The following is a 7038-nucleotide window of genomic DNA, read 5'->3' as shown; positions in this document are numbered from 1 at the left end:
TGGAAAATTGAAAGGGGCTGCTCCTAGTACGAGAGGACCGGAGTGGACGAACCTCTGGTGTTCGGGTTGTCATGCCAATGGCATTGCCCGGTAGCTAAGTTCGGAATCGATAACCGCTGAAAGCATCTAAGCGGGAAGCGAGCCTTGAGATGAGTTTTCCCTGGCACTATAAGTGTCCTAAAGGGTTGTCGTAGACTACGACGTTGATAGGCAGGGTGTGTAAGTGCTGCGAGGCATTGAGCTAACCTGTACTAATTGCCCGTGAGGCTTAACCATACAACACCCAAGGGGTTTTGTGGGCTCAAAGAAAGACCAGACCTTGAATGCGTTTGAAGAGATAGACTTTTAAATCAGTTTTCCAGATTATTTTGCCTTCAGTTTTTAAAAAACTGAAAGTAAAAGCAAAATTTGCTTGGCGACCATAGCATTGTGGACCCACCTGATTCCATGCCGAACTCAGAAGTGAAACACAATAGCGCCGATGGTAGTGTGGGGCTTCCCCATGTGAGAGTAGGACATCGCCAGGCTTTAAATTATGAACACTTGTCAGCGACGACAAGTATTCCACTGCGGAGTGGTAGTTCAGTTGGTTAGAATACCGGCCTGTCACGCCGGGGGTCGCGGGTTCGAGTCCCGTCCACTCCGCCACTTATTAAGAAGCCTCGCTAGCAATAGCGAGGCTTTTTTACGTTTGATACATAGAGTTTTCGCTATTGAACAAGCGAAGAGTCCTCCTCCGCAGTATGCTTATACACATTGACCCTAGTTATTTATCTATTTATTTGGCTCTGTATGTCTATCGAAAAGGATTGGTCTCGTTTGAGAGAAATATATGGTCGTTTTGTATGTTTGATAGATACAAAAACGCCTAGCGTTTGCTAGGCGTTGATAAATAGTATTTTCTAATACATCGATTACAGTATTTGTTTGAGTATTCTGTCGGCTTTTACCCGAGTGATCTTGCGAATCAACTTCTGAACTTCCATCGGGTAGCTCTCTACCTTGTCTAACTGCTTATAAGTACAGATAAGCTGAGTGTGTTGAAGGATGTTATCCACTTCAGCCTGAAACTTGTCTGTTAGGTGGTGGTAGTTGTCTTGGATAAAAATGCCATTCTCTAGATCTAATTTCCATGCGCGAGGGTTTAGGTTATTACCCGTTAGCAGCATATAGCGTTTATCGACCCAAATCCCCTTTAGGTGGAAGCTATTTGAATCGTGTTGCCATAGTCGAATTGATAGATTTCGGCTAGCAATATGAGCTTCATTGGCTTTAGCGAAATGACGTAAGTTCAATTCGTAAAGGTATGGCAAACCACCAATTGTTTTAAATTCTTCTTCTGGCGAAATAAAGAAATCATTAGCTGTTTTATCGCCAACAACAATGCTGACCTTTACGCCACGCTTAAGCGCTTTCTTCACTTCTTTAGCGAGGCTCGGTGGGAAGTTGAAGTATGGCGTGCAGATAAAGATTTCATCTTTAGCTTGCGCTACGAGTTGATTGATTCCCTGATTCAGACGGTTACGTCTCTTACCGATACCGACCAATGGTGTTATAGCAACTTGGTCTGTTGAAACCTCTTGACCATCGAATTGATACTGAGATCGTGCTAGCAAAGCTCGGAACTGGCGAATCGCTGGTTTTAACTCTTTAGTCATTGGTTTATTTTTGTCAGCCAAGTCATAAACAGCGCTGTCCGCAACCATCTGTTCGTGCACGTACGTAAACATTGAGTCAGCAAGCGCTGCGTTGTTTAAAACGTGGTAACGATCAAAGCGATAGCGGTCATGGTAATTCAGGTAGATATTGTTAAGGCTTGCACCGCTGTATATCACGGTGTCATCGACGATAAAGCCTTTTAAGTGCAACACGCCAAAGACTTCTTTGCCGCGAACAGGAATGCCATAGACAGGTACAGAATACTGATATTTTTCTGCGAACTCTTTATACATGGCTGCATTGCCTTCAGAAGACTCTGCGCCAATCAATCCGCGCTGTGCTCGGTGCCAATCAACACAAACGCTCACGTCTAATGCTGGATTATTTTGCTTTGCTTCATATAAGGCAGTTAGGATCTCACGGCCAGCCTCATCATCTTCAAGATACAAAGCGACTAAACTAATACGAGTCGTTGCGCGAGATATCTCATCAAGTAGGCGAGTTCGAAACTCTTGCGCTGATAGTAGTACTTCAAACTTGTCAGGATTCTGCGCTATGGTTGGCAACTGTATGAATGGATTCCTACTGGCAATCATATTGACTGTTTTACCTTAAAAATATGCAAAATTGCTAACCTTTAATTTTACCAAAGGGTTAGCCTTAAATACTAGATAATCAGGGCATTCTGTGACAATTTTTCTGATAATGCATAGGAATGAGATCTTTTCCGCTATTCGAATAGCGCTCGTATAAAACTCTTAAACCGTTTGGCAGATCTTTAGGGTCTACTTGTACGAATTGGTGTCGAGTGTAAAAACTGATGAGATGAGTGTACGCAAAGCAGTAGTCGTCTTCCGTAAGCGTATGTTGCGCACAATAATCCATAAGCTGGGAGCCTAATTGCTTACCACGATGTTGTTTTGATATCGCCATTCCAGTCAGCAAGCGATTATTTTCTATTGTACGAAAACGCACGACACCGCACAGCTCGTCATCTAGCAATAATGAAAAGATCAATTCACTTTTATTGGCTTTCCCTGTTGGGTAATGCTCTTTATAGAAACGTTTAACTAAAGGAACCTTGATAGGCTCTAGTTGAGTAATGATGACATTGTTCATTCTGTCACTGCGCCATTGGTTTATCTGCTGTAGAATGGCTGCAGTGTAAATTAATTGAATATCGTCATGCAATTCCATCTCAATGCTAGTTTAAAAAATGTTCATACTTTTTCTATCGATCAGACGTGTGATGCGTTGGTTGAAGTCACCACAATCGAAGAACTGATTTCGCTTTATAAAGATCCTAAATGGTCAGCTTTACCCAAGTTAATACTGGGTAAGGGTAGCAATATGCTTTTTACTGAGCACTTCGCTGGCCTGGTCATTGTGAATAAATTAGCCGGGATTGAGCTGACTGAGACGGACAGCCATCACCTACTGCATGTAAGTGGTGGTGAGGATTGGCCAAGTTTGGTTGAGTGGAGTGTGGATAAGGGGTTGGGTGGTCTAGAAAATTTAGCAATGATCCCTGGCTGTTCAGGCTCAGCTCCTATTCAGAACATTGGTGCGTATGGCGTTGAGTTACAAGATGTTTGTGATTATGTCGATATCCTATGTCTGGATACTTATACAGTTAAGCGATTAAGCAAGGAAGAGTGTCTCTTTGGTTACCGAGATTCTATTTTCAAACACGCTCTCTACGGTAAAGCGATTGTGGTGGCTATTGGTTTAGCGTTAAAGAAAGAGTGGAAGCCATGTAATCACTACGGCCCGTTAAAAAGCCTAGCAGCCGATACGCTCTCTCCTCGTACTATATTTGACGAAGTGTGTGTTATCCGTTCAAGTAAGCTGCCAGACCCTAGAGTACAAGGTAATGCAGGCAGCTTCTTCAAAAACCCTGTGATCATCAAAGATCACTTTGATCGCCTGTTAGCTCTATACCCAAACATTATTGGTTATGAGAGTAATGACATGATCAAAGTCGCTGCTGGTTGGTTGATTGATCAATGCCAGTTCAAGGGTGTGACAGAAGGTGGTGCACAGGTTCACCCCAACCAAGCATTGGTTATTATTAATTATGATGAGGCTTCTGCTGTGGATATTCTTAAGCTTGCAGAGCGCGTGCGCCAGTCCGTCTTGAATAAATTCGATATTCGATTGGAACATGAAGTGCGTTTTATGGGACGAGACTGCGAGACAAACCTAGATAAGGCTTTGGAGTCATTGGCATGAGAGAGCACAGTACCAAGCTTGCACTATTGAGATGCCTTGCTGACGGTGAGTTTCATTCAGGTGAAGACCTAGGTGAAATGATCGGTGTATCTCGAGCGGCGATAAGTAAGCATATTAAAGGGATTCAAGGCTGGGGCTTAGATGTTTATCGAGTACAAGGCAAGGGTTATAAATTAGCCAATCGTCTAGATATGCTTGATCAAGATCGATTGTCTGCTGTTAGCCATGATGCTTCTCTTGAACTCATTCCAATCATAGGTTCAACGAACCAGTATCTATTAGAACGTACCCAAGATCTCTCTTCAGGTTCAGTCTGTATAGCTGAATATCAAGCAGCAGGTCGTGGTCGTCGCGGACGGGAGTGGGTATCACCATTTGGTGCTAACCTCTATCTTTCGATGTACTGGAGGCTTGATGCTGGCATGGCTGCCGCTATGGGTCTTAGCCTTGTGGTTGGTGTCGCTGTTGTTGAAGCTTTGGAAGAGATGGGTATTGAAGGTGTTAAGCTGAAGTGGCCGAACGACCTTTACCACAATGACAAGAAGCTCGCAGGAATTTTAGTCGAGTTGTCAGGTCAATCTGGTGGTGCTGCTCATATTGTGATTGGTTTAGGGCTTAACCTATCCATGGATCCCACCATATCCGGTATTGGGCAGCCATGGACTTCATTAAAAAAAGTGTGTGATGGGCAAGTACCTGATCGAAATCACCTTGCACAAGCTTTGATTAACGCATGGAATAAAACACTTGTTGATTACGAACTCAAAGGGATGTCTAACTTTGTAACTCAATGGAATCGTTTAGATAATTTCTTAGGTCGCAATGTAAGACTTATCATTGGACCTAGGGAAATTGAAGGTATCGTACAAGGGATCGATGCACAAGGTGCTATATTACTCAAAACGGCTAACGGCATCGAAAGTTATATCGGTGGCGAGATATCACTAAGAAAAGGGGATTAAAGCGTTATTATTTTCTGAGTAACACTTCTTCAACCATATGATCAGCGCCTTTACGTAGAATCAAGTGAGCCCTTTCTCTTGTTGGAAGGATATTTTGCTCTAGGTTCAAGCCATTGATTGAACTCCAGATTCCTTCCGCCTTATCCAATGCCGCTTGGTTTGAGAGTCGAGTATAATGATGAAAGTAAGAGCCTGGCTTAGTGAATGCTCCATCCCGAAATTTCATGAAACGATTGATATACCACTCTTTTATTTGTTTGCTATCCGCATCGACATAGAGTGAGAAATCGAGAAAATCGGATATGAATACACGATGTGGTTCATGCGGATAATTCATACCACTTTGCAAGACGTTTAGCCCTTCAATAATCAGCACATCAGGCAGATCGACACATTTTACATCATCAGTAATGTTGTAGGTGAGGTGAGAATAAACTGGTGCAGTGACATTCCTTTTACACGCTTTGACATCTGAAACGAAATTGACTAACCGTTTGATATCATAGGATTCAGGAAACCCTTTCTTACCCATTAACCCTTTCTTTTCTAACACCTCATTCGGATATAAAAAGCCATCGGTTGTCACTAACTCAACTTTTGGATGGTTCTCCCAGCGAGAGAGTAGGGCTTTAAGCAGACGAGCCGTTGTGCTTTTGCCAACGGCAACACTACCCGCAATGCCGATGATAAAAGGCGGCGCTTTTTCTTTCTTATCTAGAAATTGGTGGAGCACCGAGTTTCTATTCTGTCTGGCTGCCACATAGAGGTTCAATAAACGAGATAGCGGCAAGTAGATCTCTACTGCCTCTTCCATAGTGAGCTTTTCATTGATGCCTTGCAGCTCTTTTAAGTCGCTTTCAGAAAGTGTCATCGGAACTAAATTCCTTAGCTCAGACCAACGTTCTCGGTCGAATGACATATATGGACTCATACAAAACTCTATAGTGAATGACAAAACAAGAGCATGGAAAATACATCAAGCGTTAGATAAATAAAATATCTTCCTGTACTAGATGTAGGTTAAAGGTGTAAACCTTGAGCTAAATAGCTGTGTATAGGAATTTGAGAAGATAATTTTTCATTTTTTTTCAATTTACTATTGCAAGGTGGAAAATCATTCAATAAAATGCGCCCCACTTGTGCCGACTTAGCTCAGTAGGTAGAGCAACTGACTTGTAATCAGTAGGTCACCAGTTCGATTCCGGTAGTCGGCACCACTTTCTCCCTTATCGATAAGGTCAGCGAGAGGAAGTTCAAAATTTGGAGGGGTTCCCGAGTGGCCAAAGGGAGCAGACTGTAAATCTGCCGGCACTGCCTTCGATGGTTCGAATCCGTCCCCCTCCACCATATTCTAAAGGTTAAATAGCTCAAACAGAGTTACGTGTTGCGTGCATCGTATAATGGCTATTACCTCAGCCTTCCAAGCTGATGATGCGGGTTCGATTCCCGCTGCACGCTCCAACTCATTTTGTGTGCTGATATAGCTCAGTCGGTAGAGCGCACCCTTGGTAAGGGTGAGGTCCCCAGTTCGACTCTGGGTATTAGCACCAGTCTAAAGCTTCTTCTCCTTTAATAAAGACAACTATTTTTTTGGTTGCGTGGTCTTATTTTAAACCACCTAATCCGTACCTAGAGGGACACCCCATGTCTAAAGAAAAATTTGAACGTACGAAACCGCACGTAAACGTTGGTACTATCGGCCACGTTGACCACGGTAAAACAACTCTAACTGCTGCTATCTGTACTACTCTTGCAAAAGTATACGGCGGTGTTGCTAAAGATTTCGCATCTATCGATAACGCTCCAGAAGAGCGCGAGCGTGGTATCACAATCTCAACTTCTCACGTTGAGTACGATACTCCTGCACGTCACTACGCACACGTTGACTGTCCAGGACACGCGGATTATGTTAAAAACATGATCACTGGTGCTGCACAAATGGACGGCGGTATCCTAGTTGTTGCTGCGACTGATGGCCCTATGCCTCAAACTCGTGAGCACATCCTACTTGGTCGTCAAGTTGGTATCCCTTACATCATCGTATTCATGAACAAATGTGACATGGTTGATGACGAAGAGCTTCTAGAGCTAGTTGAGATGGAAGTTCGTGAACTTCTTTCTGAATACGACTTCCCAGGTGATGACCTACCAGTTATCCAAGGTTCTGCACTTGGCGCACTAAACG

Annotated in this window: 6 protein-coding genes, 5 tRNA genes and 2 rRNA genes; 10 read left to right on the top strand and 3 right to left on the bottom strand. The window is 43.4% G+C overall.

The genetic code is table 11. The features are described from left to right. From L4B77_RS18925 to L4B77_RS18915, 3 genes are all read left to right on the top strand, one after another. Positions 1–276 (top strand): 23S ribosomal RNA (locus L4B77_RS18925); the annotation flags it as partial. A 135-nt stretch (positions 277–411) separates the two neighbouring features. After that, positions 412–527, top strand: a 5S ribosomal RNA gene (rrf, locus tag L4B77_RS18920). A gap of 44 nt (positions 528–571) precedes the next feature. Next, positions 572–648: transfer RNA gene (locus tag L4B77_RS18915), tRNA-Asp, on the top strand. 266 nt (positions 649–914) lie between these two features. On the opposite strand, the gene pssA is transcribed toward L4B77_RS18915, so the two are convergent. Next, the gene (gene pssA, locus L4B77_RS18910; protein WP_429752329.1) at positions 915–2255 is read right to left on the bottom strand and encodes a CDP-diacylglycerol--serine O-phosphatidyltransferase; all 1341 of its coding nucleotides are present in this window, start codon (positions 2253–2255) and stop codon (positions 915–917) included. Between the two features lie 79 nt (positions 2256–2334). Further along, entirely contained in the window at positions 2335–2778 is a 444-nt protein-coding gene (locus tag L4B77_RS18905) for a GNAT family N-acetyltransferase (RefSeq protein ID WP_429752330.1), read from the bottom strand. Positions 2779–2844: 66 nt separating this feature from the next. On the opposite strand from L4B77_RS18905, the gene murB reads away from it, so the two are divergent. Beyond that, positions 2845–3891: a UDP-N-acetylmuramate dehydrogenase gene (gene murB, locus L4B77_RS18900; protein ID WP_429752327.1), complete on the top strand. Its 1047-nt coding sequence runs from the start codon at positions 2845–2847 to the stop codon at positions 3889–3891. Then, positions 3888–4853 carry a bifunctional biotin--[acetyl-CoA-carboxylase] ligase/biotin operon repressor BirA gene (gene birA / locus L4B77_RS18895; protein ID WP_429752325.1) on the top strand — a complete coding sequence of 322 codons (966 nt, stop codon included), beginning with the start codon at positions 3888–3890 and terminating at the stop codon, positions 4851–4853. The genes murB and birA overlap by 4 nt, the downstream gene beginning before the upstream one ends. A 7-nt stretch (positions 4854–4860) precedes the next feature. Here the strand turns inward: birA and coaA are convergent, their stop codons facing one another. Then, on the bottom strand, positions 4861–5784 hold the full coding sequence (gene coaA, locus L4B77_RS18890; RefSeq protein ID WP_429752323.1) for a type I pantothenate kinase: 924 nt from the start codon (positions 5782–5784) through the stop codon (positions 4861–4863). A gap of 210 nt (positions 5785–5994) precedes the next feature. On the opposite strand from coaA, the gene L4B77_RS18885 reads away from it, so the two are divergent. From L4B77_RS18885 to L4B77_RS18865, 5 genes are all read left to right on the top strand, one after another. Then, positions 5995–6070, top strand: a tRNA-Thr gene (locus L4B77_RS18885). A gap of 45 nt (positions 6071–6115) precedes the next feature. After that, positions 6116–6200 (top strand) — tRNA-Tyr (locus L4B77_RS18880). A 39-nt stretch (positions 6201–6239) separates the two neighbouring features. After that, positions 6240–6314: transfer RNA gene (locus tag L4B77_RS18875), tRNA-Gly, on the top strand. A gap of 13 nt (positions 6315–6327) precedes the next feature. Continuing rightward, positions 6328–6403: transfer RNA gene (locus L4B77_RS18870), tRNA-Thr, on the top strand. A 94-nt stretch (positions 6404–6497) separates the two neighbouring features. Further along, a partial coding sequence (locus L4B77_RS18865; protein ID WP_429752321.1) for a GTP-binding protein occupies positions 6498–7038 on the top strand: 541 nt, incomplete at its 3' end.

The sequence above is a fragment of the Vibrio minamisatsumaniensis genome (assembly GCF_050337445.1).
Lineage (GTDB): Bacteria > Pseudomonadota > Gammaproteobacteria > Enterobacterales > Vibrionaceae > Vibrio > Vibrio artabrorum.
The sequence above is the reverse complement of the archived record's forward strand: the minus strand, read 5'-3'. Positions and strand labels throughout refer to the sequence as shown.

Coding starts and splice junctions, on each gene's coding strand:
- murB (WP_429752327.1), top strand. CDS start 2,845: ATGCAATTCCATCTCAATGCTAGTTTAAAAAATGTTCATACTTTTTCT.
- coaA (WP_429752323.1), bottom strand. CDS start 5,784: ATGAGTCCATATATGTCATTCGACCGAGAACGTTGGTCTGAGCTAAGG.
- pssA (WP_429752329.1), bottom strand. CDS start 2,255: ATGATTGCCAGTAGGAATCCATTCATACAGTTGCCAACCATAGCGCAG.
- birA (WP_429752325.1), top strand. CDS start 3,888: ATGAGAGAGCACAGTACCAAGCTTGCACTATTGAGATGCCTTGCTGAC.
- L4B77_RS18905 (WP_429752330.1), bottom strand. CDS start 2,778: ATGAACAATGTCATCATTACTCAACTAGAGCCTATCAAGGTTCCTTTA.